Consider the following 25,385-nt stretch of genomic DNA (forward strand, 5'->3'; position numbering starts at 1 on the left):
GTCAATTTTTAAATGATTTCTACGTCATTAACATAGGCTTGATTATACCTGAAATTTTGAATGCTGTGCCATGACAATTTTCTAAGACGACTTTCCCCTTTAGTTGTTTAGTAGCGAGAGAGTAGACGAGTTGTAGTCCTAAGTTCTTGGCATATTTGAGATCGATTGCTTCCGCCATCCCTACACCATTATCACGAACGGTTAGAGTATAGCTATTGGCTTCATCTCTAGCGAACTCGATCATAATTTGACCAGAACGCCCTTCAGGAAAAGCGTACTTATAAGAGTTGGAAACTAACTCGTTAATAATCAGACCGCAATAAATCGCCGTGTCAATATCGACTGTAATAGGATCAGCATTAATATTCAAAGATATCCCAGCAGAATTAGATGCATAGGAATTCGTCAAATTTCGAGTCAAGCCTTGGATGTAAGCAATAAAGTCAATATTGTCTAGATCCTTAGCGCGATATAACTTTTCATGGAGCAGTGACATAGCTTGAATGCGATCGCGGCTACTATTGATGATCTCGCGAGTTTTTGGGTCTTCTACTTGTCTTGCCTGAAGGTAGAGCAATCCTGAGATGATTTGCAAGTTATTCTTCACTCGATGATGAAGCTCCTTTAGCAAAACAACTTCGCGTTCGTAGGCAGCTCTTAGTTGTGCTTCTGATTGTTTGCGCCAAGTAATATCTAGAGCGACAGAACCAATTCCATTAACTTCTCCATTGCGATCATAATGGGGTTCAATAGTCAAATCGAAATATCGCTCTTGACTATTAGCGGTTATCAGCACCTCTTCCCGTAAACCCACACCGTTTGTGAGTACTTGTTGTTTGAGGTGGCTTAGTCTTTGAGCATTTTCTGCAACCTCTAAAATCTCGGAATCTTGCTTTCCTAATACTGATTCCAAACTATTGCCTATAGCCGAGTTGTATAGCCAAATATACCGTAGCTCTAGATCTTGCATCGAAACTGTAATTGGAGAGTTTTTTAAGACTAGATAGAAACGCTCTTCTGTAAGTTTTCGTTCACTGATTTCAATTTCTAAAGCAGCATTCGCTTGGGAAAGTTCAAATGTGCGCTCTTGCACTCTTGCTTCTAGTTCAACGTTTAGGTTGCGGATATATTCTTCAGCCAGTTTGCGATCGGTGACATCCTTAACTCGCACCATATTGATCGCTTTGCCAGCGACATTGATTGTTTTTGCTGCGATATTCCCCCAAAAAAGCTTACCTTTTCTAGTGATATATTCTATCTCGCTACTCCAAAAACCTATCCGATGCATCTGTTCAACAATCGAGACGATCTCTTCATCGCTAAACTGCCGCTTTTGTAAAGTACGTCCCTCAATACCGATCATCTCATTTTTACTATCAGTTTCAAACATTTCCACAGCTCTTTGATTGCAATCAAAAATCAGCAAATTTATGGGATCGACCAAAAAAATAGCATCAGCGGATTCGTTAAAAATTGCTTCTCTAAGTTCTCGACTACGAAGTAATTCAAGTTCTGTCTTCTTTCGCTCGGTAATCTCGCTAGCTAAGGTTACATTGATCGCTGCCAATTGAGATGGGCTAGGGAGTGCAAGAAGTTGGGGAATCAAAGGGATAAGACTAGCAGCCGTAAAAACTGAAATAATCGCTGTAAGTGCTTTTATAGTTCCTGACACCCAGTAAGTGGGATACCAAAGTGTCCATACCTCCATTAAGTGCGTAGTTCCACAGAAAATTATAAACAGACCAAATAATAAGAAAATCCACTTAAAAGGTAAGTCTTCGCGCTTACGGACAAAGTAAACTAAACCGATGGGAATTGAGTAGTAGGCGATCGCCGTTAGTACGTCCGACAAAATATGCAGCCAAACCAGCCCAGAATTCCATAAATAGCAATGTCCATGGGGAATAAATGCTCCAGAATCAAAAAACTCATGAATTAATTCCATATTTTTAGACCTACTACACAGCATTGTCTAGCTAACAGCAAAATCTGTAAACTGTCGCATATAGCTTGAATGGAATCCATTAACGATATTTTGTTTAGGAATACCCATCTCTGCGAGTCTAACACCAATATCAAACTCCGTGCCATTATGCTGAATCCAGATTTTACCGTCCTTAATATCTAGATGCAGTACACAGCCATAGATCCGATGTTTATTGCGCCAACCAACATGCGCTAATTGGTAATGATCGCGCTCTGTGTCAAAAATTAATTGTGACTCAACTTCAGAATCTGAAGAACCGTAATTTGCTAACTCTGTTAGTAAATCTTGGACTTTTTGACGGTATTCAGTTAGCTTTGCCATTTTACAATTTCCTCCTCTTCAGGTAAATAAATTGCCAATTTGAGTTGATATTGCTGAATTGTCATTTGGATAAATGGAAGTTGAAAAAATGAGTCATAGGTGCTCAAGGGAATAGCCAAATACAATTTGTATTCTGTATATTGTTCTTGCATCAATAGACGATAGTTAAGATATTGTCCCAGCGCTGTATGAAACTCTGAAACTGCTGACCCACTTAAAAAGCTTTTTATCTCAATAGCAATTTTTTCGTTTCTACGTTCTGCCGCAATTATTCGTTCTGCCCCCAAATCCACATAGAGAGAACCTAAACCAAACTCAAGTGAAAGAGGATCATGAGTTATTGTCCAACCATCTTTTTCTAAAGCAATCTTGACAGCATTATGAAAAATATCGCGTGCAGACATGATGTAATTTAGTCAAAGTTCTAACGTTCGTATAGATATTAACATTGATCGCACTTCAGCTAGTAACCTTTCTAAGGCATAGATGCGCTACAAAATCTGTGACAAGAACTTCTTTGTGCGCTCTTCTTTAGGATTTTGGAAAAACTCCTCTGGAGTAGCCTCCTCGACAATCACACCACCATCCATAAATACAATGCGATCGGCAACTTCACGGGCAAAGCCCACTTCATGCGTTACTACCACCATCGTCATTCCTGAATCCGCTAGCGATCGCATCACATCCAATACTTCACGTACCATCTCAGGATCGAGGGAAGAAGTCGGCTCATCAAAGAGCATAATTTTTGGTTGCATTGCCAATGCTCTCGCGATCGCAACTCGTTGCTGCTGACCACCTGATAGCTGTAATGGATACTTGTGAGCCTGTTGCGAAATGCCAACTCGCTCTAGTAACTGCGTAGCAACTTCTGAAGCCTTAGTCTTTGACCATTTACGCACCCATGAAGGCGCGAGAGTAATATTTTGGAAAACCGTGAGATGAGGGAAAAGATTGAACTGCTGAAATACCATGCCCACTTCGCGGCGGATAGCATCGATATTGCGATGGTTCTCTGGTGATAGCTCAATACCATCGATAAATATTTTGCCCTGCTGATATTCTTCTAAGGCATTAAAGGTTCGCGCAAACGTGGATTTACCTGAGCCAGATGGCCCCATAATTACTACCACTTCGCCACGATTTACCGTCAGGTTCACGCCCTTAAGCACATGAAAACTGCCATACCACTTATGCACGTCTTGGGCGACAATCATCGGCTCAGTCATGGATGGATTTGAAGCTAATGTTTCTTGCATGATGATTAGGGTGCTTGTGCTAATTACTGAGCCGAAAACCAAGAATGAAATGCTTCGCAAGGCGAATTATTTCATTCTATAGGCTATTTTGATGAATTACACGCGCATCTAGACCAATTGCCGATCGCACAATTGCTTTTAAGACCTCTGCGCGATCGCGATCGGGGTATCCTTGCACCAGAATAATACTTCCAAAGCGTGAAGGAATGAGTCTACCACTGGGGACAATGCTGCGGACTCGATTAAGAGCTTCAGCATCTGAAGATGGAATCACGACCAAATAAGGGACTGTATCCCTTGATGGTCTCGGCACTAGTGCCGCAATTGTAGAATTATAGGGAATTTGGACTGGTGGAGGAGTAATCTGGACTGGGGGAGGAGTAATTGTTGGTGGAATGGAGGTTGTTGGAGTAACTGGAGTAGTCGGAGTAACTGGAGTAGTTAGTGGTGGATTGCTTGGGACAAATATTGATTTTGGCGGAGTGACAGGCTTAGGTGGTACGACGGGAACAGGATCGCGATCAATGAGAACTTCGCTAGGACTTTGCGAAAGATTTGTAACTGGAGCCACTGGTTTAGGCGCAGTCACTGGTTTAGGTGCAGTCACTGAAGCGGTAGGCTGAGGGCTGAAAGCAGAAATCGGTTTAACTGGTGTAACTGGCTGCGGTACATCAGGCAATGGCTCAATGAAGATGCTACTGCTAGATGGAGCTAAAGCCGTTGGCGGCTTAACGGGATTAGTAAAACTGGGTTGAGGTTTTGTAATTTCGATAGGATCAACATTGCTGGCATTAGTAGGCGTCTTAGGGACAGATGTCAATGCTGTTTTAGCCACAGATACTGGAGTACTAGCGATTTGTGGTGCAGGAGCAGTTGGAAATTCTCCGACAAAGGCAATATCTCCTGCAATCTTTTTTGGGTCAATTTGATTGCCGACCGCAACTTGGGTAACACCAGAATTATTGTTAAGATCTTTGCCAAGATTGTTGCGGAATATATTTTTACCAGGACTTGTAGAAGTTCCTAAATCGGGGGTGGGATAGCCTTTACGGTCTTTAAGAATCACAATTCCATCGCGTTGATTGTCAGAAATCAAATTATTTCGCAAAGTCGGAGCTGATAGATTGGAAATTACAATTCCATCATTATTATTGAGAATATTGTTGCCACTCACATTCACACGCGATTTTTGCCCGATCGCAAGTCCAAATCCCGTACTTTCAAAAGTATTATTACGGATTTCGCCCGTGCTACTCCCTACAGCCGAAAGTCCATTTGCACCATTTTTCTTAAAGACATTATCACTAACGATCGCATCGGCAGTCCCAGTCAAAAATAAACCTTCGCGATCGCTATTGATAAAAGTATTATTGGCGATCGCCACGCGCTTACCCGACTCAACCCAAACCGCAGTACCTCTCATATTGGGGTTGATAACGGTAAGTCCTTCAATCCGCGCATCATTGTCAGCAAGCATCGTAATATTTTGACTGGCAAAGCTGGTACTAATAAACTTGCCACCGCCACGAATCACAGTATTCACGCCTCTAACAGTCGGCGCACCGCGTAGTGTCACACCTGAGGGAAGTTTAATCGGAAAAGACTCGCCTGTTTCAGAGCTGTAGAGTCCTTCCTGTAGCTGGATCACCGTTCCCGCCACAGGTTTAGTTGCAAGCGCAGCCGCGATCGACGGATAGGGATTATTTGGCGAACCATCACCGTTAGGGTTAGCACGCGGGGCAACAAAAATCAGTGATGCTGTCTGTGGTAATTGGCTAATTTTCCATGTTTGCGTCTGCGTCGGTGATAGGGCAGGACGCGCAAACAGCGGCGGGGCGATCGCTAAAACTGTGATACTTGTGGCGATCGCGCTGAAGAGACTAGGTTTGCAACGCATACAGGAAATCCTCTTTAACCAACGGACAAAAATTTACACAGTTGATTATGTGTTTGTGCCAATCAAAATACACGAAAATTCTGCCACTTGCAAAAAATCCTTAACAAATCCCAAAAGGGAGTTGCGGCGCGAAGCGCCGCAACTCCCTTTTGGGATTTATATGATTAAAGCTATACAATTCTTTAATGTATGACAATACCTGCAAATTCCTAGCCGAAACCTTTCCCGAAGACTTTGCCTGTTGGCTCTTGGGGAATCCAATTCCACTAACCAAACTCGAACCATCGGAACTCTCCGCCGAGCCTATCCGTGCGGATTCTGTCATATTTCTGGAGTCTTCAGAAATGGTTGTGCATTTGGAGTTCCAGACCAAAACCGATGACGCAATGGCATATCGGATGGCGAACTATTGGTTGAGGCTTTACGGTAAATATCCGACTAAAGCAATTCATCAAACTGTCATTTATTTAAAGCCAACAAAATCACCACTTGCATACCAAACCAGCTTTAAATCGCAGCAGCTAAACCATGAATTTAATGTCATCCGTCTCTGGGAACAACCCACTGATATCTTTCGGCAATACCTTGGACTATTGCCACTAGCTGTCTTAACCCAAACGAGCAACCCTGAAGAAACTTTAAGGGAAGTGGCGAAACAAATTGATCATATTGCCGATAAACGAGTACAAAGTAACGTAGCAGCTTCTACCGCTATAATATCGGGTATAGCCTTAGACAAAGCAATCATTCAAAGACTACTAAGGAGTGAAATCATGAAAGACTCAGTGATTTATCAGGATATTTTACTGGAAGGCAAAGCTGAAGGCAAAGCCGAAGGCAAAGCTGAAGGTAAAGCTGAAACTGCCCGTCAAATAGCTCTAAACATGTTGCTTTCTAATGTCTCTACAGATTTAGTTGCCCAATTTACAGGACTGACTCTTAAGCAAGTGCAAAAGCTGCAAAAAATTTCCACAAAAAAGACCAAGATGCCAAAGTCTTCAAAACCGAAGCGATCGCCTAAATCCTAGTTTTAAAAGCAGGCTGTGATCGCTATTTTTGAATTATAAATGCGATCTGCTAAACCTTAACAGTAAAACACAAGAGAGTTGCGGTACAAGTCTCTTCTATTTTTTGTTAATAATGCAAAGGCAATACAGCGAGTGGCAAGAGGGAAAAGCCAATCCAAAACAGCGATCGCCAAGAAAATTGAGGCAAAGGTTCAGGTTCGGCTAGCAAAAAGTTAACCCGCTCTTCTAAGCGATCGCTAGTATTCGTTGCGCCAAATGCCGCCGCAAAGGTTTGGGTTGGATGCATATTGCTGCTCACCATCGCCAATAATGACTCCGCTATTATCAAACCATCTGCATATTGCGCAGCCCAACGATCAGCACGAAGTTCTCGCAATAGCAGTAACTCTTCCCATAAAGCTTGGGTATTTGGGAGCCAAGGCATCACTTGGCGGAGGCAACCAAGCCAGAAAAACCAAAATGTATCGCGGTAATGGGCATGGGCGCTTTCATGTAATAACACGGCTTCAAGATGCTCGGCATCAAGTGTATCGAGCAAACCTTGACTGACAAAAAGATGCGATCGCCAAAAACCAATTTGGGCAGCAAATAGTATCGGCATATTTAGCAGGCGGACTGATTGGTTAACTGAGTTAACATCCTGAGAATCGACAACAAGAGCTTGCAATTTTTGTAAAGACTGCCAGCCATTCAAGGCAAGTTGTCCGCTGCGAAAAATGCTGTAAATCAAAAATATTAAAGCGATCGCGTAGCTGAGTCGCCCTGCTTGTAAGCCGATCATTTGTCCTTCAGCTCCCATGCAGAGCACAGCGATCGCGGTCACCAGTACTAATAGTGGCGGCAGAACAAAACATACGAGCGCTTTCTGCCAACGCATCTGCCAACCTAGAGGGTAAGCAACATTGCCGCTATTTTGCCAACCGTAGCGCAAGCCCCAAGCAAGGCAAAGCGAACCAAATATCATCACAAAATGTATGGAGAAAAATGGCATGGACTTAACCTTCCTGTGATTGTTCTCGCGATTGACGTATATTTTGGAGACGGACAGCGATCGCTTCAAGCTTGTCCATACTGGCATGATCGAGATCATTAGCAAAAGCCGCGACAATATCCGCATCACCCACTTCTAAGAAGCGATTGAGTTGGTGATACGCCTCTAATGCTTGTGCTTCTTCGCGAGAAATTTTTGCTTGCCAATAGAGCGCACGCCCCTCTTTTTCGCAATGAATCCAGCCCTTTTGCTCCAGTCGTCGCAATACAGTCATCACTGAGCCATAGGCTAATTCGCGATCAGGATCAGACAAGATGCGATCGTGAATATCTGTCGCACCTAACCTTGTGCTATCCCAAATAATATTTAGGATTTCTGACTCTAACGGGCCTAATGATAGCTGTTTCGGTCGATATTTCGGTAACGGGGTCATACTCAAGCCGCATTATTTGATATCACTATAGCGCTTTATTGCGATCAAAGCTTTGCTAAGCAAAGCTTTGATCGCAATAAAGCGCCTGTTTTGGCAACAATCTTGCCATACTTGTTAAGTAGGAAAGCTTAATTAAATGTAGGATGCGTTAGTGAAACGTAACGCATCAATTATTTGTTATTTGTCCATGATGGTATTTGTCCATGATGGGTTACGCGATCGCTAACCCATCCTACGTATAATTCCAACAACTTAACTTTATGGCAAGATTGTAATCAAGTCCAAGGCATCCACAGAGATAGTTTATGAGTCTGACAACTGGGCAAATAGTCGGTGGGCATTACGAAGTTACAGCACGTTTGGGTGGCGGTGGATTTGGGGAGACTTATCTCTCACGAGACTTGCACCTGCCCGATCGCCCCACTAGAGTAATTAAAAGACTAAGTCCACATATTCAAGAAGCCAGTGTTTTACAGCTATCGAGGCGACTTTTTGAAACCGAAGCTCAAGTTCTCTATCGACTCGGAACCCATCCCCAGATTCCGCAACTGTTTGCCCACTTTGAAGAATTATCAGAATTTTATTTAGTTCAAGAATATATTGATGGCAAAGACCTTAGTCATGAACTGCCGCGCGGCAAGATTTGGGAACAGTTTGTAGTTGCTGATTTACTGCAAAACCTCCTAGTCGTCCTCAGCTTTGTCCATCAGAACAATGTGATTCATCGTGATATTAAGCCCGAAAACATTATTCGTCGTCGGGATGGACAGCTTTTTTTAATTGATTTTGGTGTTGTCAAGCAAATTGTCACACCCACAGACCTCTTGGCTGGACAACCAGACGATGGCTACACGGTGGGAATTGGTACACCAGGATATATGCCTAGCGAACAGGCTCATGGTGAGCCAAAATTTGCCAGTGACATCTATGCGATCGGCATGATTGGCATTCAAGCTCTAACAGGTATTCCACCTAGTCATTTAGCCAAAGATGACAACTTAGAAATTTTATGGCGGGCATCTGCGCCTAAGGTCTATCCTGAATTTGCTGATATTCTTTCGCAGATGGTGCGGTTTGATTTTCGGCAGCGTTACCCTAGTGCTGAAGCGGCTTATAAGTTAATTCGAGAATTTGTCGATCGCTATCCAATCTCCCATGTCAATCACAGTTTATCAACTGTACTGATTAGTGGTGAGATGGCGCAAAAAACTAATCAAAACCTTAGTCAGCAAAATACTCCTATACGAGATCTTCATTCTGCCCAGAAGCAGGAGTTACCAATATCAAGAATTGGGAAGTATTTTCAGCCTTGGCATTTGGGCTTAGGAATCATCACTCTGGGCGCGATCGCAATCACGACAATAATTCTCATATTTGGATCTTCCCCTAAGCCGATAAATCCAACTAATCTTGAGGAATCACAAGAAAAAGCTGGATTGCCAGAATCTTCACCTAAGCCAATAAATCCATCAACTTCAGTTCCATCAGTAATGAAGGAATTGACAATCAATGAAGCAAAGGATTTAATCTATGGAGTTACAATTAGCCCCGACAATAAAATTTTGGCAGTGGCAAGCTCAGAGCGCATTATTGAGCTATGGGACTTAACCAAAAGCAAAAAATTACAGACACTCAAAGGTCATACAGGAAGAGTCTATGATGTGTACTTTAGTCCTGATGGCAAGCGTTTAGTTAGTGGCAGCGATGATCGCAAAGTAATCATTTGGGAAGTTTCCACTGGCAAAATCTTAAATACGTTAGTGGGACATCAAGATCGCATATATACTGCTATCTTCAGTCCTGATGGCAAGTTGATCGCTAGTTCTGGAGCTGATCGCACAATTCGCCTATGGAATGTAGAAACTGGCAAACTAATCAGCACGTTAACTGAAAAATCTTGGGTCTACGATGTCTCATTTACACCCGATAGTAAATTCTTAGCAAGTGGTAGTGAAGATGGCGCAATTCGATTATGGAATGTGGAGACAGGAAAAGTTCTTAAGACCTTAGTAGAGAGTGGTAGCCCCGTGCGATCGCTTGTTTATAGCAATGATGGTAAGGTGATCGCTAGTGCGATGGAAGATAATACTGTGCGTCTATGGGATGGAAAGACGGGGCAGTTAAAGGATGTTCTTACAGGTCATACGGGTGAGGTGCATACGATCGCTTTCAGTAATGACGGGAGTTTACTGGCTAGCGGCAGTGCTGATAAAACAATTCGGATTTGGTTTTTAAAAGACAAGCGATCGCCTCAAGTTTTATCAGAGCACGAGCGTGGCGTGTCATCGATTAAATTTAGTGCTAATCAAAAGCTGTTGATAAGTGGCAGTCTCGACGGCAAAGTGAAAATCTGGAAATTAGCGAACTGATAAACATGGGTTAGCGCACCTCGCTGTCTCATGCTTTTTGGGTTTTGAACTGTTAAAATGCAGATAGCAGTTACGACAGCAACTATGTAAGACTCATGACATTAACCTATGAAAAGACCTTAGCAGATCGGGTCAGAGCAGATTTTGAGATTTTGGATCAAGAGGTCAATGGCAAGCCTCTCATTTATTTTGATAATGCCGCCAGTTCTCAGAAGCCAAAATCGGTGCTTGCAGCATGGAAATATTATTACGAGCATGACAACGCCAACGTACATCGTGGCGCTCATACTCTCAGTGCTAGAGCCACCGATGCCTATGAGGGAGCGCGGGACAAAATCGCTAAATTTGTCAATGCTAAGTCATCACAGGAAATCATTTATACCCGCAATGCCAGTGAAGCGATTAATCTCGTTGCCTATACTTGGGGATGGGCAAACCTGAAAGCAGGGGATGAAGTAATTCTCTCAGTGATGGAGCATCACAGTAATATTGTGCCTTGGCAGTTGATTGCTCAGCGTACAGGCGCAGTTCTTAAATTCCTAGAACCAACCATCTTAGGGGAATTGAGTTTAGAGCAATTTAAGTCTTTACTCAACCCTAAAACTAAACTGGTATCAATTGTCCATGTTTCCAATACTCTTGGTTGTGTGAATCCAGTGGAGGAGATGATTCCATTGGCTCATGCTCAAGGCGCAAAGGTATTGCTAGATGCTTGTCAGAGCGTGCCACATATGCCCATTGATGTGCAGGCGCTTGATTGCGATTGGCTAGTGGCTTCGGGACATAAGATGTGTGCGCCGACAGGAATTGGGTTCCTCTATGGTAAGCGTGACCTATTGCTAGAAATGCCTCCGTTTATGGGTGGTGGCGAAATGATTGCGGATGTCTTTCTCGATCATTCTACTTATGCTGGCTTACCTCACAAATTTGAAGCAGGGACTCCTGCAATTGGCGAGGCGATCGCTCTCGGTGCAGCGGTGGATTACTTGACTGCGATCGGCATGGATAAAATCCATGATTATGAACAGGAATTAATTGAATATTTGATGGATTATCTCGACGATATTCCTGACATCAAAGTTTACGGGCCAAGACATCACCGCGCAGGTTTGGCATCCTTCACGATCGCCCATGGGATTCATGCCAATGACTTATCGGCGATGCTCGATCAAGATGGTATCGCTATTCGTTCAGGACACCATTGCACTCAGCCATTACATCGCTTTTTAGGAATTAGCGGCACGGCAAGAGCCAGTGTCTATTTCTATAATACCAAAGCCGAAATTGATACCTTTGTCGCTTCCCTAAATGATGCGATCGCCTTTTTTAAGAATGTAATGGCATAGACCTATGGCAAGAATTATTCTATTAGGGGCATCGGGCTCAGGACGTACTACGCAAGCTTTACATCTACAATCTTTGCTCAATATTCCTGTGATCTCAACTAGTGAAATTTTGCGATTAGAGATGGCAACAGCAACAGATTTAGGTATGGAAGTAAAAAAATTCATCGATGCTGGTGAATTTGTGCCTGACATGCTGATGATTGAGCTGATGCGATTGCGGCTTGAGATGGAAGATGCTCAACAGGGGTGGATTTTAGAGGGCTATCCCCGCACTTCTTTTCAAGCCGAGGAGTTAGATTTTTTATTGGATGAGTTGGGCTGTCCTCTTGACCATGCAATTTATTTACAAGCTTCTGAAGAGACATTGATGCAGCGATCGCGATCGCGTGGCGGCTCTGATGACTCGATTGAGATAATTCAAAAACGAATTGAGCAATTTTTAGATCTGACTATTCCTTTATTAGAATATTACGGCTATAAACAGAAATTACTCACTATCGATAGTGAGTTAGATGTAGCCACGGTCAGCGCTCACCTAGAGCGTGGCATAAACTCAAACTTATAGGATTGTGCTCACAGGGGCGCAATCCTATAAGTTTGAGAAATTTATTTTGAGTACTTAACACAACAGAATTCATGAGCCTTAGCCCAAATCAGGAAAGAGCCTATTGGTTAGCATGGTCACAAATACGTGGTATTGGGCCAGTATTGATGAAGCGACTTTATCAAGCCTTTGGCGGCTCCATGTCTGAGGCTTGGAATGCTATGCCGAGTGATTTACAAGCTGTCGAAGGTATTGGTGGTCAGACCCTCGAAGCAATTCGTCAAGCGCAGCGCGAAGTAGAACCTGTGGCTCTATTGGCTGTACATGAACATAACAATCTTAACTTCTGGACTCCAAGCGATCACGAATATCCGCAGTTACTTTGGGAGATTCCTGATCCACCACCAATTTTGTATTATCGAGGAAATCTAACTAATTGGAATGAGCGGAACACCGTTGCGATCGTGGGGACGCGCAACGCTACACCATATGGAAGACGGTGGACAAAGAAATTAGTCTCAGCGTTAGCTAGTCGTGGATTTACGATTATCTCTGGTATGGCAGAAGGTATTGATGGAGAAGCACACAAAGCTTGCTTGGAAGTTGGTGGTCAAACTGTTGCTGTAGTGGGGACAGGAGTCGATCGCATTTATCCATACAAACACAAGTCTCTATACGAGCAGATTGTGTCTTCAGGCTTAGTGGTAAGTGAATATCCCCAAGGGACTCCACCCGACAAAACTCATTTCCCTGCCCGTAATCGAATTATTGCAGGACTTAGCCGCGTGACATTAGTAATGGAAGCACCAGAGCGATCGGGAGCCTTAATCACCGCCTATCAGGCAAATGAATATGGGCGCGATGTCTATGCCTTGCCAAATTCCCTCGAAGTGAGTGAAGCAAAGGGCTGCCTGAATCTTTTGGGTAAAGGTGCACAGGCAATTTTAGGTGTGGATGAGCTGTTAGAATCTTTGGGAATGTTGCCGAATTTAGATAAGCCAGCACCTGCGATCGCAATTTCTGAATTACCACTCCTGCAACAAAATATTCTCCAAGCGATCGGGTTTGGCGATCCCGTTGGTTTAGATTGGATTGTGGAACAAACCCAAATTCCTTCGGGTGAGGTGTTGGGGGCTTTGACATATTTGGAGCTTGTCGGTGCGATCGCGCCATATCCTGGAATGCGATATCAACGTTTGGTGTAACTTGCGCAGAAGCCTTGGACGGATGCCTTGCACTCAAGTGCAGGCTAAGAGCTAAAGTCCTCTGAAGAGGACTGAATATGGCGGGTTTCTTTTGCCGTAGCAGCAATAGAACTGCTTTGCTCAGTTATTTGCATCTAGCGAATTCATCTATCTTGTTAGTACATTTTTTAGTCCTCTTCAGAGGACTTTCGCTCTTAGCCCGCACTTGAGTGCAGGGCTTTATTTCATTCGCCATCTTTCTCCAAAGATAAAACAATAGAGCCATTCTGATGATGTATTTTCTGATTTTGTACATAGGCGATCGCCCAGTCTAATTGTTTTTGCCCAAAAGAAAAAACGCCATATCCACCCTGCCATGCAAAGGCATTTCCTGCGATCGCTAAGTTCTGATTCCAATCATGGGAGCTACTTCCTTTAATCCTTTTGATGAACTCAGACAAAGCAATGGTTGGTGGAACTGAAGCTACTAGATGAATGTGATTTTCTGTTCCATTAATTGCGTAAACAATTGCTCCTAGCGAATCAGATTTACCAATAATAAAATCATAAAGATGCGATTCCTTGTCAGGGCTAATGAGTGGCAGACGATCTTTGGTTGCCCAAACAAAATGATAGTAAAGTTGCCAGAAAGACATGAGGTTAAGGTTGCAATCAAAATTTTTGGATTGCTTTGCATTTTAGCTTGAGATTAAGCCTTGTATGTGAGCCTTGCACTCAAGTGCAGGCTAAGAGCTTAAGTCCTCTGAAGAGGACTGAGTACTTAATATTAAGAGCATCTTGCTATTCACGATCGCATTTTCGAGAATCACAATCGATAATTAACAAATCATCAAGACAATACCAGTCCTCTTCAGAGGACTTTTGCTTTTAGCCCGCACTTGAGTGCAGGGCGTTCTTCAACAACTGACTATCAAAAAATTGTTGCTGGAAAGCTAACTCATTTGCGGCTTGGATAAATTGGCTTGCTGAGGTAAATCCATCATATGTTGATAGAATAGAGCTTATACGGATAATCGAATCTCTATCATCTGACGAAACAGCGATCGCATCCATAGCATAACCATATTGTTGAAGCTCCTCAAATCCAATCTGCAACACATCTTGATCATCAATTCCTAATTTTGCGATTAGTTGCGATCGCCTAATTTCTTTTCCAGTTCGACTTAAATATTTGGCAATTCCCACTAAGGTTTGCCATGCGATCGCTCCATTTATCTGTTCAGGGCGAGGATAGACCAAAGCAATAGCTTGATTAGCTTGATGGGCGCGATCGATAATAGTGTTGACATCTTGCCAACTTTGAGGACAGCGATCGCAGATAGTTGCTGAATTAGTTGCTAATAAGTGGGAATCAAGATCGCTCGGATTACGCCCGCGCCAATCAATGATCTTGAGATTTAGATCAGAATTTTTGATTGATGTTGCGAGGGATGGCAACTCAGCGCTCAGAGGCGCACTCTGAGCATGAAAATCAAGCAGTCGCACATCATAACGGCGGCGAAAAGCATTATCGACTAGTTCAATCACCACATCGCAACTGGTATCAGGCAACTCATAACTATAATGCCCCCACCAATCGCCATAAATCTGATTGCCATTGCGATCGCTTAGAGTAAATTCTGTCTTAATATATTCAACTTTCTGTCCTTTTTGAGTCCGAATATTCGCATTGGATATCTCTGAAAATTGGCAATCACGAACTAACAACTTGGGGTAGGGATTACCCATACCAAAAGGTTCTAGTTGTTTAAATTCGTTAAATAATTCTTTGCTAAGATCGGCGATATTTACTTCTAAATCAATGTTGATCGCTTTACTTTGCAATTGACCATATTGACTCCAAAACTTCTGATCGATCGACTCAGTCAGCAACTGCAAATTCTCAAGTGCAAAACTCAAACCGCCTGCAAGCGGATGTCCGCCGAAGCTGAGCAATAGATGTTCTTGCCCTTTGAGGAGATCGTAAAGATTTATACCCTCTAGCGATCGCGCACTGCCTTTAGCAATTCCATCTTCAACTGTACAGAGAATCGTCGGACGTGCATATTCGGCAACCACTTGTCCCGCCACTAAGCCTAAAACGCCTACTGACCATTGCGGATCGGCCAGCACAATCAGCCCTGTCGTAGAAAGATCGAGTTGTTCGATTTTAGCTTGAACCTGTTTAAAAACCTTTTTTTGTAAAGCTTTACGCTGTGTGTTAGCCAGTTCAGTCTGTTCAATTAGCGCTTTGCAGACCCTCTCGTCGCGAGTAGTCAGCAATTCTACGCATTTCCGTACATCGCCCCAAATTCTACTCACGGCATTAATACGCGGAGCAATCCCAAAGCTAATATCTATCGGGCGATCGCCGACTCTTTTACATTGCTCCAAGAGCATTTTGACTCCGAGGCGTTGCTTTTGCCGCAATACTTCTATTCCCTTTTGCGCAAGATATCGACAATCTCCAGTAAGTTTCACTAGGTCAGCCACTAAGCCGATCGCAACCAAATCCAACAAGTCCTCTAAGGGCTTCTGGGGAATTTCTGGTAAGGTTTCATATAACGCTTCCATTAATTTGTAGGCAACTGCTACCCCCGACAAATTAAATAATGGATGCTGATTTGGTAAGTAACGCGGATTGATAATTGCAGCTACTGGTGGACGCTCGTCTGGCAAAGTATGGTGATCGGTGACAATCACATCAATTCCTAAATCCTGAGCATAGGTTAACGCATCAAAACAAGTGCTACCCGTATCACAAGTAATGATTAAGCTTAGTGATTTTCCTGCTGATTGACATTGCGATCGCAGCTCATCTAAACCTCTAATCGAGATCCCATGCGACTCTTTGAGCCGATCTGGGATATAAAACACTAAACGATCGCCTTGAGCAAAAAATTGTCCTAATCCTTCCCATAAGACGGATGTTGCAGTAATCCCATCCGCATCAAAATCCCCCCAAATTGCGATCGTTTCTCCCTGTTCATAGGCTTTCTGGATTCGGGCGATCGCCTGCTCCATCTCTATACCAAAAGCAAAGGCACTAGTGGGTTGATAAGCAGTAATATCTAAAAATGATTCTACTTGCTCAGGCTCAATGATTCCTCTCTGACAAAGTAACTGCGCTGCAAATTTACCAACTTTTTCGCTTAACCAAGTCGGTATTTCAACTGTTTCTAAAATTCGCCAATTGGTTAGAGACATGTTGCGATCGATAACTTCTTCTCCCAAAATAACGCATGACCCATTTGTGGGTTTAGTTCATAACCACTAAAACCAAAAGATTTATATGCAGCTTTAGCCACATGATTGCCATCTAAGACTTCTAGCGTTATTTTACAACAGCCTAAATCCAATGCGATCGCCTCTACCATCTGGAGTATTAATTTCGACAAACCTTGACCTCGGTAAGGGGCAGAAACAATCAGATCATGAATATTCAGTAGCGGCTTACAAGCGAAAGTAGAGAAACCTTCCAAACAGATAGCTAGACCCGCAGGAATGCGATCGACGAATGCGATAATGACATGCACAGAACTACGCCTAGATAATTCGGCAACTAGATTATTTTTAGCAAATTCTGACAGATCTTGACCTCCTCCCATTGAATCAAGAGCATATTCACTCATCAATTGGATTAACGCTTCTGCATGATCCTGCTTACTAAGATCTGCCTTAATTATTTCAATTGTCATAAATCTTTCTCTTAAATTTGTTCGCCATCAACAAAATCGATGTTTTCGTAAAGTGCTGATAGAGGAAACTGGAGATCGATACTGGTGATGTGAATAAGCGGATCATCTTGGTCAAAATTTGTCTGCTCGATCGCAATCGATATATATTCCCAAACCCGATCAAGCCTCTGGTAAATTTCAATTCTGGGATGCTCAGAGTTGATAAGGATATAGGTTTGCAGCGTATCGATCAACATATAGTTTTGCTGCTTAATACCGCGATCGCGAGCTTCTGTTGTAGGCGATAAGACTTCGGCAATGAGAGTAGGATATTGCAAGAAATCACGAGAGAAGCGATCGCGCTCATCACAGGAAACAACCACATCAGGATAATAATACTTCCCAGATCTGATGGTGACCTTGGCATCATTGCCAGATACCTTGCAACCTTTACCCCGCAGATGCGGAATTAATAATGCCGATAAATTTGCAGGAATCTGGCTATGGGGAACTGTGCCGCCAGTCATCGCAATAATTCTACCGTTTTCGTATTCATGTCTGCTATCTTGCTCACTTTCCCAAGCGAGATATTCTGTAGGCGACATGATTAGTTGATCATCTTGTGGGCTTATGTATTTTGGTTGAGCAATCATCACATAACTCTCCTATAAATCTCCAAAGCGATCGCGATATTGTTTGAGTTGTTCTGCCATTTCTGCAAGCTGTTGAGCCGCTAGATCAGCCCTTTGCTTTTCCTGATCAGCCCGATCGCTTTCTTGCGCTAACTTTTGATTAATCTCGATATAAGAATAAAACTTAGTACCGTCAGGACGATAAATCTGTAACTCCTCACTGATATCAAAGCGAATACCAAGCCTAGGACTGACCCAATTATGCGCCTCGCTAACACTGTCCAGACTGCGATCGCCTCTAATCCATACTTCTAAATCATTGGTGTCAGGATCGTAAACATAATATTCTTCCACATCGTAGAGCGAGTAAAATAGTAACTTCTTTGACATCTCAATTCGAGAATTACTAGGAGAGAGAATCTCAAATACAACTTGCGGTGCAATATCATCCTCTAGCCATTGCTGATATGAACCGCGATCGCCCTTTGGTCTACCAAACACCACCATCGTATCGGGAGCTGCCACGATTTTATTTTGTCCCTTGACGGGATACCAAAACAGATCGCCTGCCACAAATACCTGAGCATCATTGGCATATAGCCAATCAATATTTTGCTGAATCGTCAAAATCCAACGAAATTGTTTTGTATTATCTGCCATTGGTTTTCCATCACTTTCAGGATAGAAGGTATCTCCTATGCTTTCAGACGTGCTTTGACTTTTGCTTAATTGACTAACCATAGCTTTGCATTGTCCAAACTCAGGTTGATTTGATTATATCGCTGTTCTCGAAAACCAAAACCAAAAGATCGTGAGGTGGCGCTTTGCGCCACCTCACGATCTTTTGGTTTTGACTATCCCAAAAACTTCTCTACACAACGGGCAAAAATCTCTACGCCAGTTGCTAGAGCCTTCTCATCGAAATTGAATCGAGGATGATGGTGAGGATATGCCAAACCCTTATCAGGATTTGCAGAACCGAGAAAGAAATAGCACCCACGCACAGCTTCCAAAAAGAAGGATACATCTTCACCGCCCATTGTTTGGCATTCAGGAACTATACCTGCGGGAGTTTCGATCACGGTTTCAGCAACAGAGCGAACTAATTCTGCGATCGCATAATCATTAATCACAGGCGGATAGAGCTTTGTATATTGCAACTCGTAAGTAGCTCCATGCGCTGCACATACACCTGCGATCGCTTCCTCTATACGTAATGCTAGCTTTACGCCAACTTCAGGATTAAAGAATCGCACCGTTCCACTGATTCGTGCAGAATCAGCAATGATATTTGTAGCAGAACCTGCGTGAAATTCTCCGATACTAATTACTGCGGAATCAAGAGGACTGATATTGCGGGAGACAATCGTATGAAGCGTATTTACGACTTGGGCTGCTACTAAAATCGAATCAATCGTCTGATGTGGAAGAGCACCATGTCCACCCCGTCCAATAATCTTGCAATGAAAATATTCTGTAGCTGCCATCAATGCACCTGCTCGCACTCCGACTGTGCCAAGGGGCAAGCTATTCCAAAGATGTAACCCAATCACCGCATCAACCTTAGGATTTTCGAGTACCCCCGCTTCGATCATCGGTTTTGCACCTCCTGGCCCCTCTTCAGCTGGCTGGAAAATTATTTTCACAGTGCCACTAAACCGATCGCGATTTTCCCACAGATATTTTGCCGTACCGATCGCGATCGCGGTATGCCCATCATGACCACAGGCGTGCATCAGTCCGTCAATTTGCGATTTATAACTAACGATATTTTCTTCTTGAATCGGGAGCGCATCCATATCAGCACGGATCGCTAAAACTTTATTATTGCCTTTTTTTGTCCCTACGATCGTTGCAACAATGCCTGTTTGGGCTATGCCTGTTTGGTGTGGAATGCCCCATGCCATTAATTTTTCTGCGATCGCATTAGCTGTACGCTTTTCTTTAAATCCAAGCTCAGGAAAGCGGTGAAAGTCTCTACGCCATTGGACAAGGCTAGCTTGCAGTTCGAGAATATCAGCGCGAATCTTGAAGTTAGTATGGGTAGGTGAGGCGGTGGTAGCAAAAGTCATGATCTTGTTGGGCGATCGCTATATAGGCAATATTACTATCTCCAATATAACAATCTCAGCTTTACCATTCATATCAAGGTTTGAAAATGGCGATTAGCAAATGAGGCTGGGTAATTGACAACATCCTGAGCTTCGGAGTCTTGCTCTTTTAAACTATCGGCGATCGCCATTAGTAATACCAAAACACAAAGTGGCGTAGCCATTTTGTGTTTTGGTATTACATCGGTTTTAAGTTAAGTACGATCACACCAACAATCTATCTCCTAAAGCCGATCGCCATTACTGTGAGCCATGATTTCTATGCGATCGCATCAACAATCTATCTCCTAAAAGCGATCGCTATTACTGTGAGTCATAATTTTTAGGGGATTACATCATAAGTTAAGTCAGCATAATGCTTTTATAATGTTCTACTGTCGGGAAGGGATCGTAAAAGTGGTGAAGTAGAGAACGCCATTTTTGATATTGTGGCGACTGTCTAAACCCGATTGTATGATCTTCTAATTTTTGCCAACGCACAAGGAGAATATAGCGATTTTTAGTTTCTAGGCAACACTGTAACTCATGGGAAATATAACCCGACATGGAAGCTATAATTTTTGAGGCGACTTTGAAAGCACTTTCAAAATCTTCCGTCAAATCAGATTTAACATCAAGAATCGCAACTTCTAAAATCATAATCTACATATCAAAACTTATTTCAGAATTAAACAAAAAGATTTCATTAGGACTTACGCAAAAATGGCTTAAAACCCGCATTTCATCGTAGGGGCAATTCATGAATTGCCCCTACATTTCGTTCTTTTGCGTAAGTCCTATTCATCATATTCTACTGCTGAAGCCGATCGCTATTACTGTGAGTCGTGATTTCTAGGCGATCGCCTCAACAAGCAATCTCATAAAGGCGATCGCACTAATAATCTATTTCCTAAAGGCGATCGCTATTACCGTGAGTCGAGATTTCTAGGCGATCACACCAACAATCTATCTCCTAAAGGCGATCGCTATTACTTTGAGTCGTAATTTATGGAGCGATCCTGTTAATAATCTGTTTTTTAAGGCGGTCGTCGATCAATCTTTACTAAGCACGGATGCCAGCGAGCAGGACTTATGAATGCACAACATGGGTTGAGGTTGCAGTGAATTATTCGAGCTTATAGCCAGTCAGCTTTTGCTCTCTCTGCTCTTGTGAGTGGATTGATTGACGTTCTATCGGCATTACTTTCCTTCTTGTTGATTCGTGATCGAAGGGATTCATTGAGGAGTGAACCATCGACCCCATGAGTAATTTCGGAGTGGCAGTTTGGGCAAATGGCGGCTGTATTAAAGATTGAGTCTTCGCCTCCTTTGCTGAGATCATTAATATGGTGAACTTCGAGGTAAGGTTCTCCGTTACGGCTGATAAACGGCGCAATCTCATCGCAACACTCACAAATTCCATTCGCTCGGAACCGAACGTATGCCTTGACCCTATCACTCCGAGAATAGCGATTGGTTGCGCTCTCGGTTACATGGGACTCTGAGCTTACTTTGAGGGCACTTTGGCGGATGGATTCGAGATCGGTTCCAGTCAACTCCCCCAGATCAATGTAGCTGTATGATCTTTCGCTGATGGAGCTAGAATTGAGTATGGCATGAATAGCCCTCTCAGGTGTGTAGTCTTCAATTCGCACAATAGATGATTTATCAGCACGAAGATAGGGCTGACCTAGAACCGAACCGTCTTTATTGTGTTTTTGGCACACTCGAAGGTTGCATCGGAATCGCGTTCCAATCGGATTTTTTTCTCTGAGAGTTCTTGGAAACTCGACCCGCCAATCGGACGGAAGCTCCTCATGAAGTGGTCGAACCCGCGGACGAGAAACGTCAGGGTCAACGCAAGTCTCGACAAGCGCATCTTCAAAGGTAGTTCCAACGTCAATCATTTACTTTTTCTGCCTAAAGACTGAATTAAGCGACTGAGAATATCTTTCGATTACAATCAAAATATCACTCTTTAGTGCTCTCAAATGATTTATTATTGCTTTGTTTTGTGATCGCCATTAATTAATGACCAGCGTCAATATTGGGAACGAGTTTGCCATCTTCCATATAGACAATGCGATCGGCGATGTCGAGGATGCGATTGTCGTGGGTGATGAGGAGAATTGTGCAGCCTTTTTGTTTGGCGAGGGTTTGCATGAGTTCCACCACTTCGCGACCCGATTTTTTATCAAGGGCTGCCGTGGGTTCATCGGCTAGGACGATTTTGGGTTGAGAAACTAGCGCACGAGCGATCGCTACCCGTTGTTTTTGACCACCAGAGAGGCTATCGGGATAATATTCGAGGCGATGTCCTAGTCCGACTGCTTCGAGCATAGCAGATGCCTTACCATCAAGATCGGAAGTTCCATCCTCATCGTGAAGTTCTAGAGACATGCGTACATTTTGTCTAGCCGTGAGGAAAGTCATCAAATTATGGGCTTGAAAGATATAGCCAATATTGCGGCGGATTTGTATGAGAGAGTTTTTATCAGCGCCACGAATTTCTTGATTTAAGATTTTAAGACTACCCTCCTGAGCCGATCGCAACCCGCCCATAAGCGTCAGGAGCGTAGTTTTGCCTGAACCAGAGGGCCCCGTCATGATGATGATTTCGCCAGCATGGATATCGAGATTGATATCAAAAAGTGCCTGTTTGCGTAAGTCTCCATCGCCAAAATAATGATTGAGATTTTGGGAGGAAATTACGGGAGTAGATGTAGCAATGGGAAGTGGGGAATTCATAACTATGGAAGTTTGATTGATGGATTTCCAAAGGTAAAGGCAAGGCTATGAGAGAAGCAGTCAGCAATCAGAAAGATGCCTAATCCCAAAAGCACGAAACGAAGAATATGAGGTGAATAGATAGCAATGGAGCGGTTAATGCGCTGGAGGAGAGACAGGACAAAACTTTGACGATGAAATAAAAGATAGAGAACAACTAGAGCGATCGGTGGTAAGACAAAAATTAGGTTATAAAGTGCTAAAATACTGGCGATCGAGAGCAGATCTAGGTTAGCACGGGCAATCTGTTCGATTGCTGCGAAATAAGGTAAAGCGGTGGGAAGTTCTAAAACCGTTACGGACATTCCCAGTAGGAAGGTTCTTGCTAGGGTTAATTTTGTCGGTGCTTTTACTGGTTCAGTTTGAGCAGGAATTCGGAGCGTAATGCCCACTACCAATAAAATTATGCCAATCAGAAGCTGAATTGTATAAAGTAATGGCGTAGATAAAGAGATTCCAGAGTTCGCAATTACGGTCTGAATAAATTGATTTAAGCCTAATACTGCCAATAATCCCGATGTCCAATAGGCAAGAAATATGCCGATCACAAAGGCGAGCGATCGCGGAATTGGCTTTGTCGTTCCTAGCAAATAGACTTGTAAAGCGATCGCGGATGGATTAAGGCTATCGAGTGCCGCGATCGCAATTAGCGATGGAAGTAAGGCTGACATAAAGTTCAAAAAAATGATTAGAAAATATCAGCAGGATCGGCAGTTTGAATTTTTCGCATGGCGATCGCACCCGAAACCGTACACATGACCACAGTCATCACAAAGACAGAAGCGGCGCGTTCTAGCGTCATTTTTATGGGTAACATCGTGGCGGCGTAGGTAACTTGATAGAGTCCGACAGAAAGTAGGAAACTAGGTAGAAACCCCAGACAAGCCAACAAAAGAGCTTCTTGAAAAAGGATGCTCAAGAGAAAGCGATCGCTGTAGCCCATCGCCTTGAGAGTGGCATATTCCGCAAGGTGTTCCGAGACATCGGAATAGAGAATTTGATAGACAATCACGATGCCGACAATAAAGCCCATTGCCACGCCCAAACCAAAGATGAAGCCAATACTGGTTCCCGTTTCCCAATAGCTTTTTTCGACACCTGCCCATTCTTCGGTAGTCAGAACGCGCATATCATCAGATAACAGGATAGCAAGTTCCCTTTTGACTTGCTGAACGTCGGCTCCTTCTTTGAGATGAATTAGTCCCATCTCAATGCGATCGCTGCGTCGGTCTGGAAATAAACGTAAAAAAGTCGCATCACTGGTGATAATATTGCCATCCGCCGCAAAGGAAGAACCAACCTCAAACAGTCCGCCAACCTGCACCAATTTATTATTTAGCTGGGCTTCCAGTTCACCCTTTTGCATAAACATATTGGCAACATCACCATATTCGGGACGACCAGCGCGATCGAAGAGAACGCGATCGAGTTGCTGAATTTGTGGAATTTGTTGGGCGGGATCGGGTAAGTTGACGCTTGGATTACCCGCATCAACTCCCCAAATGAGAATCGCTCGATTTTGGCGAGTTTCAGGATTGCGCCATTGACCCGCAGCGGAAATATAAAGTGGAGAAACAGATTTAACTTGGGGATGGGCAAGGGTTTGGTAAAGGCGATCGCGTTGAAAACTCGGCGTAGAGATGAGGGTTTGGAACTGAGTACTTGCGATCGCTAAATCCGCCTGAATCAGTTCGCGATAGGGCTTCATCGCCGAATCATAGAGCGCTCCTTCAAATCCCAACTGTACGAACATCAAGATATCGGCAAAGGCAATACCCGATAGCGCCACGACAAAGCGAACTTTATTGTGAGTCAGTTGGAGCCAAGCAAGAGGTGTTTTTCTTAATAATTTACGGAGCATAGGTTCTCAGTAATGGGGGTAGTGGAGCTTTTAGCGATTGGCAATAAGCTTTTAGCTGGCTTTCTGAATGAGTTTGCGATCGCCATTAAAAAAAGTAGATAGACATTCTATTCCGAAAGTGAAAGTCATTTCTAACGGTTTGAATATCGCAAAGGCGATCGCGCAATTGATGACATCGGGATCGTAAGCGGCGTAGTATTCAAATTCAGCGATCGCATCTTCTAGAACTGAGGCGACATTGGGCAATTGCCCTAACAAAAATGTATATGACATTTTTTATCTCCTGAGATTAAGCTTGAGGTGATCGCATCATCATCCATAAGGGAGGTGCATCATTGAGAACTCGTAATTCATCGCGCACCACAAATCCATGCCGTTGATAGAATTTTACGGCGCGATCGGTGGAAGTAAAGAGATAGCAAATCTCACCTTGGCGATCGGCTTGCTGTAGAACGGGCTGCAATAGCAAGCCGCCAATCCCTTTGCCTTGCGCGTTCGGTGATACGGCTAATCCCTCTAGATACCAGTGCGGGGTTGGACAGTCACGCAGGCGATAGGCTTCCGTTTTGGTCAAGGTGTTAAGTACTCGGCTTGTAGAACGAAAACCGCCCTGTAGAAATATTTCAAAAATTAAGGGAAGTGATTCTAATAATGAAGGTGACTTGACGTTAGGAGGCAACCAACTAGCAATCCCTAATAGTTGAGCGTTCATCGAAGCCGAAGTATCGCTATGTTCTTGACCACTGCAATAGACATGTCCTAAATGAATGTCATGATTTATCGTTTTGCGCCAAGCTTTTTCGAGGATTTCTAAGCGATGGCGTTCACTGGGAATGAGATAGCAAGATAGGGGATCGGGAAAGAATGTTGTCGCCATCATTTTTGCGGCAACAGAAATTTGAGATTGTTGAAGAGAAAGGATTTGCGGCTCTTCATTCCTAACATTCATTTTGTCATTGAGAATATTCATAAATATACC

At 43.4% G+C, this 25,385-nt stretch carries 27 protein-coding genes; 6 read left to right on the forward strand and 21 right to left on the reverse strand.

All coding sequences use genetic code 11. The annotated features are described in order from the left end of the window. Positions 1–19 precede the first annotated feature (19 nt). From CQ839_RS21360 to CQ839_RS21380, 5 genes are all read right to left on the reverse strand, one after another. Complete coding sequence (locus CQ839_RS21360) at positions 20–1,945, reverse strand: histidine kinase dimerization/phosphoacceptor domain -containing protein (protein ID WP_103670323.1); 1,926 nt, start codon at positions 1,943–1,945, stop codon at positions 20–22. A gap of 27 nt (positions 1,946–1,972) precedes the next feature. Next, positions 1,973–2,308: a XisI protein gene (locus CQ839_RS21365; RefSeq protein WP_103670324.1), complete on the reverse strand. Its 336-nt coding sequence runs from the start codon at positions 2,306–2,308 to the stop codon at positions 1,973–1,975. Continuing rightward, positions 2,296–2,712, reverse strand: a complete 417-nt coding sequence (locus CQ839_RS21370) for a XisH family protein (RefSeq protein WP_103670325.1) — start codon at positions 2,710–2,712, stop codon at positions 2,296–2,298. The genes CQ839_RS21365 and CQ839_RS21370 overlap by 13 nt, the downstream gene beginning before the upstream one ends. Before the next feature lie 87 nt (positions 2,713–2,799). Further along, positions 2,800–3,567 (reverse strand): amino acid ABC transporter ATP-binding protein, encoded by a 768-nt coding sequence (locus CQ839_RS21375; protein WP_103670326.1) that lies wholly within the window; start codon positions 3,565–3,567, stop codon positions 2,800–2,802. 76 nt (positions 3,568–3,643) lie between these two features. After that, on the reverse strand, positions 3,644–5,464 hold the full coding sequence (locus CQ839_RS21380) for a DUF1565 domain-containing protein (protein WP_103670327.1): 1,821 nt from the start codon (positions 5,462–5,464) through the stop codon (positions 3,644–3,646). Between the two features lie 185 nt (positions 5,465–5,649). On the opposite strand from CQ839_RS21380, the gene CQ839_RS21385 reads away from it, so the two are divergent. Beyond that, positions 5,650–6,492, forward strand: a complete 843-nt coding sequence (locus tag CQ839_RS21385; protein ID WP_103670328.1) for an Rpn family recombination-promoting nuclease/putative transposase — start codon at positions 5,650–5,652, stop codon at positions 6,490–6,492. 106 nt (positions 6,493–6,598) lie between these two features. Here CQ839_RS21385 and CQ839_RS21390 read toward each other — a convergent pair whose 3' ends face one another. Both CQ839_RS21390 and CQ839_RS21395 read right to left on the reverse strand, forming a co-directional pair. Next, positions 6,599–7,570, reverse strand: coding sequence for a M56 family metallopeptidase (locus CQ839_RS21390; RefSeq protein ID WP_258040825.1), 972 nt, complete (start codon positions 7,568–7,570; stop codon positions 6,599–6,601). After that, positions 7,488–7,916: a BlaI/MecI/CopY family transcriptional regulator gene (locus CQ839_RS21395; RefSeq protein WP_103670329.1), complete on the reverse strand. Its 429-nt coding sequence runs from the start codon at positions 7,914–7,916 to the stop codon at positions 7,488–7,490. The genes CQ839_RS21390 and CQ839_RS21395 overlap by 83 nt, the downstream gene beginning before the upstream one ends. A 305-nt stretch (positions 7,917–8,221) precedes the next feature. Here CQ839_RS21395 and CQ839_RS21400 point away from each other — a divergent pair, with 305 nt between their 5' ends. The 4 genes from CQ839_RS21400 (at position 8,222) to dprA (ending at position 13,380) form a co-directional block, all read left to right on the forward strand. Beyond that, complete coding sequence (locus CQ839_RS21400) at positions 8,222–10,285, forward strand: serine/threonine-protein kinase (protein WP_103670330.1); 2,064 nt, start codon at positions 8,222–8,224, stop codon at positions 10,283–10,285. Between the two features lie 95 nt (positions 10,286–10,380). After that, the gene (locus CQ839_RS21405; RefSeq protein ID WP_103670331.1) at positions 10,381–11,631 is read left to right on the forward strand and encodes a SufS family cysteine desulfurase; all 1,251 of its coding nucleotides are present in this window, start codon (positions 10,381–10,383) and stop codon (positions 11,629–11,631) included. A gap of 4 nt (positions 11,632–11,635) precedes the next feature. Beyond that, a complete protein-coding gene (locus tag CQ839_RS21410; protein ID WP_103670332.1) occupies positions 11,636–12,196 on the forward strand; it encodes a nucleoside monophosphate kinase in 561 nt (186 codons plus the stop codon). A 71-nt stretch (positions 12,197–12,267) separates the two neighbouring features. After that, on the forward strand, positions 12,268–13,380 hold the full coding sequence (dprA, locus tag CQ839_RS21415; protein WP_103670333.1) for a DNA-processing protein DprA: 1,113 nt from the start codon (positions 12,268–12,270) through the stop codon (positions 13,378–13,380). Between the two features lie 224 nt (positions 13,381–13,604). Here dprA and tnpA read toward each other — a convergent pair whose 3' ends face one another. From tnpA to CQ839_RS25810, 7 genes are all read right to left on the reverse strand, one after another. Beyond that, entirely contained in the window at positions 13,605–14,015 is a 411-nt protein-coding gene (gene tnpA, locus CQ839_RS21420) for an IS200/IS605 family transposase (RefSeq protein WP_103670334.1), read from the reverse strand. Positions 14,016–14,247: 232 nt separating this feature from the next. Then, positions 14,248–16,566 (reverse strand): single-stranded-DNA-specific exonuclease RecJ, encoded by a 2,319-nt coding sequence (gene recJ, locus CQ839_RS21425; protein ID WP_103670335.1) that lies wholly within the window; start codon positions 16,564–16,566, stop codon positions 14,248–14,250. Next, positions 16,557–17,057: a GNAT family N-acetyltransferase gene (locus CQ839_RS21430; RefSeq protein ID WP_103670336.1), complete on the reverse strand. Its 501-nt coding sequence runs from the start codon at positions 17,055–17,057 to the stop codon at positions 16,557–16,559. Before CQ839_RS21430 ends, recJ begins: the two co-directional genes overlap by 10 nt. Positions 17,058–17,068: 11 nt before the next feature. Then, positions 17,069–17,689: a Uma2 family endonuclease gene (locus CQ839_RS21435; protein WP_103670337.1), complete on the reverse strand. Its 621-nt coding sequence runs from the start codon at positions 17,687–17,689 to the stop codon at positions 17,069–17,071. Between the two features lie 12 nt (positions 17,690–17,701). Beyond that, entirely contained in the window at positions 17,702–18,409 is a 708-nt protein-coding gene (locus CQ839_RS21440; RefSeq protein WP_103670338.1) for a Uma2 family endonuclease, read from the reverse strand. 113 nt (positions 18,410–18,522) lie between these two features. Beyond that, positions 18,523–19,740: a M20 family metallopeptidase gene (locus CQ839_RS21445; protein WP_103670339.1), complete on the reverse strand. Its 1,218-nt coding sequence runs from the start codon at positions 19,738–19,740 to the stop codon at positions 18,523–18,525. Positions 19,741–19,808: 68 nt separating this feature from the next. Continuing rightward, positions 19,809–19,943, reverse strand: coding sequence for a hypothetical protein (locus CQ839_RS25810; RefSeq protein WP_258040826.1), 135 nt, complete (start codon positions 19,941–19,943; stop codon positions 19,809–19,811). A 3-nt stretch (positions 19,944–19,946) separates the two neighbouring features. On the opposite strand from CQ839_RS25810, the gene CQ839_RS25275 reads away from it, so the two are divergent. Further along, complete coding sequence (locus CQ839_RS25275; RefSeq protein WP_181016284.1) at positions 19,947–20,105, forward strand: hypothetical protein; 159 nt, start codon at positions 19,947–19,949, stop codon at positions 20,103–20,105. Between the two features lie 16 nt (positions 20,106–20,121). On the opposite strand, the gene CQ839_RS21450 is transcribed toward CQ839_RS25275, so the two are convergent. The 7 genes from CQ839_RS21450 to CQ839_RS21480 all read right to left on the reverse strand — a co-directional run bounded on the left by CQ839_RS21450 (position 20,122) and on the right by CQ839_RS21480 (position 25,376). Then, positions 20,122–20,418: an antibiotic biosynthesis monooxygenase gene (locus tag CQ839_RS21450; RefSeq protein WP_103670340.1), complete on the reverse strand. Its 297-nt coding sequence runs from the start codon at positions 20,416–20,418 to the stop codon at positions 20,122–20,124. Between the two features lie 476 nt (positions 20,419–20,894). After that, positions 20,895–21,665 (reverse strand): HNH endonuclease signature motif containing protein, encoded by a 771-nt coding sequence (locus CQ839_RS21455; protein ID WP_103670341.1) that lies wholly within the window; start codon positions 21,663–21,665, stop codon positions 20,895–20,897. A gap of 121 nt (positions 21,666–21,786) precedes the next feature. Continuing rightward, positions 21,787–22,506 (reverse strand): DevA family ABC transporter ATP-binding protein, encoded by a 720-nt coding sequence (locus tag CQ839_RS21460; RefSeq protein WP_103670342.1) that lies wholly within the window; start codon positions 22,504–22,506, stop codon positions 21,787–21,789. Positions 22,507–22,508: 2 nt separating this feature from the next. Then, the gene (locus CQ839_RS21465) at positions 22,509–23,216 is read right to left on the reverse strand and encodes a GAP family protein (RefSeq protein WP_103670343.1); all 708 of its coding nucleotides are present in this window, start codon (positions 23,214–23,216) and stop codon (positions 22,509–22,511) included. A gap of 17 nt (positions 23,217–23,233) precedes the next feature. After that, positions 23,234–24,406: an ABC transporter permease DevC gene (gene devC / locus CQ839_RS21470; protein ID WP_103670344.1), complete on the reverse strand. Its 1,173-nt coding sequence runs from the start codon at positions 24,404–24,406 to the stop codon at positions 23,234–23,236. Positions 24,407–24,457: 51 nt separating this feature from the next. Beyond that, positions 24,458–24,679, reverse strand: coding sequence for a hypothetical protein (locus tag CQ839_RS21475; protein WP_103670345.1), 222 nt, complete (start codon positions 24,677–24,679; stop codon positions 24,458–24,460). A 16-nt stretch (positions 24,680–24,695) separates the two neighbouring features. Then, positions 24,696–25,376 carry an N-acetyltransferase gene (locus tag CQ839_RS21480; protein WP_103670346.1) on the reverse strand — a complete coding sequence of 227 codons (681 nt, stop codon included), beginning with the start codon at positions 25,374–25,376 and terminating at the stop codon, positions 24,696–24,698. Positions 25,377–25,385: the final 9 nt, after the last annotated feature.

This window comes from Pseudanabaena sp. BC1403, from assembly GCF_002914585.1.
Classification (GTDB): Bacteria; Cyanobacteriota; Cyanobacteriia; order Pseudanabaenales; family Pseudanabaenaceae; genus Pseudanabaena.

Bases quoted from the DNA above. Each gene is read 5' to 3' on its own strand.
- CQ839_RS21440 (WP_103670338.1), bottom strand. From the start codon at position 18,409: ATGGTTAGTCAATTAAGCAAAAGTCAAAGCACGTCTGAAAGCATAGGA.
- CQ839_RS21450 (WP_103670340.1), bottom strand. From the start codon at position 20,418: ATGATTTTAGAAGTTGCGATTCTTGATGTTAAATCTGATTTGACGGAA.
- CQ839_RS21405 (WP_103670331.1), top strand. From the start codon at position 10,381: ATGACATTAACCTATGAAAAGACCTTAGCAGATCGGGTCAGAGCAGAT.
- CQ839_RS21475 (WP_103670345.1), bottom strand. From the start codon at position 24,679: ATGTCATATACATTTTTGTTAGGGCAATTGCCCAATGTCGCCTCAGTT.
- dprA (WP_103670333.1), top strand. From the start codon at position 12,268: ATGAGCCTTAGCCCAAATCAGGAAAGAGCCTATTGGTTAGCATGGTCA.
- CQ839_RS21380 (WP_103670327.1), bottom strand. From the start codon at position 5,464: ATGCGTTGCAAACCTAGTCTCTTCAGCGCGATCGCCACAAGTATCACA.
- CQ839_RS21465 (WP_103670343.1), bottom strand. From the start codon at position 23,216: ATGTCAGCCTTACTTCCATCGCTAATTGCGATCGCGGCACTCGATAGC.
- recJ (WP_103670335.1), bottom strand. From the start codon at position 16,566: ATGTCTCTAACCAATTGGCGAATTTTAGAAACAGTTGAAATACCGACT.
- CQ839_RS25810 (WP_258040826.1), bottom strand. From the start codon at position 19,943: ATGGCTACGCCACTTTGTGTTTTGGTATTACTAATGGCGATCGCCGAT.
- CQ839_RS21400 (WP_103670330.1), top strand. From the start codon at position 8,222: ATGAGTCTGACAACTGGGCAAATAGTCGGTGGGCATTACGAAGTTACA.
- CQ839_RS21365 (WP_103670324.1), bottom strand. From the start codon at position 2,308: ATGGCAAAGCTAACTGAATACCGTCAAAAAGTCCAAGATTTACTAACA.
- CQ839_RS21430 (WP_103670336.1), bottom strand. From the start codon at position 17,057: ATGACAATTGAAATAATTAAGGCAGATCTTAGTAAGCAGGATCATGCA.
- CQ839_RS21360 (WP_103670323.1), bottom strand. From the start codon at position 1,945: ATGGAATTAATTCATGAGTTTTTTGATTCTGGAGCATTTATTCCCCAT.
- CQ839_RS21460 (WP_103670342.1), bottom strand. From the start codon at position 22,506: ATGAATTCCCCACTTCCCATTGCTACATCTACTCCCGTAATTTCCTCC.
- CQ839_RS21395 (WP_103670329.1), bottom strand. From the start codon at position 7,916: ATGACCCCGTTACCGAAATATCGACCGAAACAGCTATCATTAGGCCCG.
- CQ839_RS21385 (WP_103670328.1), top strand. From the start codon at position 5,650: ATGTATGACAATACCTGCAAATTCCTAGCCGAAACCTTTCCCGAAGAC.
- CQ839_RS21390 (WP_258040825.1), bottom strand. From the start codon at position 7,570: ATGCCAGTATGGACAAGCTTGAAGCGATCGCTGTCCGTCTCCAAAATA.
- CQ839_RS21435 (WP_103670337.1), bottom strand. From the start codon at position 17,689: ATGATTGCTCAACCAAAATACATAAGCCCACAAGATGATCAACTAATC.
- CQ839_RS21370 (WP_103670325.1), bottom strand. From the start codon at position 2,712: ATGTCTGCACGCGATATTTTTCATAATGCTGTCAAGATTGCTTTAGAA.
- CQ839_RS21445 (WP_103670339.1), bottom strand. From the start codon at position 19,740: ATGACTTTTGCTACCACCGCCTCACCTACCCATACTAACTTCAAGATT.
- CQ839_RS21480 (WP_103670346.1), bottom strand. From the start codon at position 25,376: ATGAATATTCTCAATGACAAAATGAATGTTAGGAATGAAGAGCCGCAA.
- tnpA (WP_103670334.1), bottom strand. From the start codon at position 14,015: ATGTCTTTCTGGCAACTTTACTATCATTTTGTTTGGGCAACCAAAGAT.
- CQ839_RS21375 (WP_103670326.1), bottom strand. From the start codon at position 3,567: ATGCAAGAAACATTAGCTTCAAATCCATCCATGACTGAGCCGATGATT.
- CQ839_RS21410 (WP_103670332.1), top strand. From the start codon at position 11,636: ATGGCAAGAATTATTCTATTAGGGGCATCGGGCTCAGGACGTACTACG.
- devC (WP_103670344.1), bottom strand. From the start codon at position 24,406: ATGCTCCGTAAATTATTAAGAAAAACACCTCTTGCTTGGCTCCAACTG.
- CQ839_RS21455 (WP_103670341.1), bottom strand. From the start codon at position 21,665: ATGATTGACGTTGGAACTACCTTTGAAGATGCGCTTGTCGAGACTTGC.